The sequence below is a fragment of the Corynebacterium variabile genome (assembly GCF_006539825.1).
Classification (GTDB): domain Bacteria; phylum Actinomycetota; class Actinomycetes; order Mycobacteriales; family Mycobacteriaceae; genus Corynebacterium; species Corynebacterium variabile.
Map to the genome: position 1 here is coordinate 1 of NZ_BJNT01000054.1, position 1,463 is coordinate 1,463.

The window sequence follows — 1,463 nt, forward strand, 5'->3', positions numbered from 1 at the left end:
GGTTGAGTCCCCTAGCGTGGTGTCAATTCCCCCGGCAGGTTCACCGTCTCCTTGCACAGTGAAGGCCACCGCGGGAAGCTCTGTAGGTTCCGCCTAAAGAATCCACAAAGGAGCTGTGCCCACGATGGCCACACCCCATTCTGCCGTATCCACGCTCATCCAGAAACTCCTCGACGATCCCAACGTCGCCCACAACGACATGTTCCGCGAACTGATGCAGGCCGGCCTCCAGGACCTCGTCAACGCCGAAGCCTCCGCCACCATCGGCGCCGCCCCCTACGAACGCACCAGCGAACGCAAGAACCGGCGTAACGGCACCCGGTCGAAGAAGATCTCCACCACCTCCGGCGATGTGGACATCAACATCCCGAAACTGCGGCACGGGTCCTTCTTCCCCTCGCTGCTGTCGCCCCGACGCCGGGTCGACAAAGCCCTGCACGCGGTCATCTGCCAGGCCTACATCGACGGAGTATCCACCCGCAAAGTCGATGACCTGGTCAGTGGCTTGCAGGGCCCTCGGCATCGACTCCGGAATCTCGAAGTCCACCGTCTCGCGGATCTGTGCCGACATCGACGAGGCCGTCGAGGAGTTCCTCACCCGACCGTTGACCCACACCTGGTTCCCCTACGTCTACCTCGACGCGACCTACGTCGACGTCCGCCGCGGCGGCGGGGTCCACAACAAAGGCGGCAGGGTCATCTCCCAGGCCGTTGTCGTGGCCACCGGCGTATCTGCCCAGGGCCGTCGAGAGATCCTCGGCATGGCCGTCGGCGATTCCGAATCCACCGACTTCTGGACCGAATTCCTCCGCAACCTGCGTGAACGCGGCCTGAAGGTCTCCACCGATACCGATCCGTTAGGTGTGGCGTTGGTCATCTCCGACGCACACAGCGGTATCAAGGCCGCGACGACAGCGATCCTGCCCGGGGCTGGCTGGCAACGCTGCCGGGTCCACTTCGCCCGCAACGTCACCCAGAAGTTGGGCTCAAGGCACTCCAAGCCGATCAACGCGCTGATCTCCGCGGTATTCGCCCAGACCGATCCGCAGGCGCTGGTCGCCCAGTACAAGCAGGTCACCACCGCACTGAGGTCCTCGTGCCCTGACGTCGCCGACATGCTCACCGCCGCGGAAACGGACCTGACCGCGTTCACCGGCATGCCGGTGGAGCACTGGCAGAAGATCTGGTCGAACAATCCGATTGAGCGGCTCAACCGGGAGATCAAGCGGCGCGCTGACGTTGTCCAGGTGTTCCCCGACCGGGCGTCGGTGACCCGGCTGATCGGTGCTGTCCTGGCCGAACAGCATGAGGAGTGGCAGTACGGTGAGCGTCGGTATCTCTCAGAGATCAGCATGAGGAAACTCGCCCACACCCTCTACGACCCCGACGACGGTGTCCACGACTCCGCAGACGCGGTCGGGGTTCCGGATGTGCAGTTCATGATCGGAGCTTGATGACCGTGA

General features: G+C 63.8%; 1 pseudogene. It reads left to right on the forward strand.

Annotated features, from left to right (window positions below):
- Positions 1-124 precede the first annotated feature (124 nt).
- Positions 125-1,454: pseudogene (locus CVA01_RS14720) on the forward strand (IS256 family transposase).
- Positions 1,455-1,463: the final 9 nt, after the last annotated feature.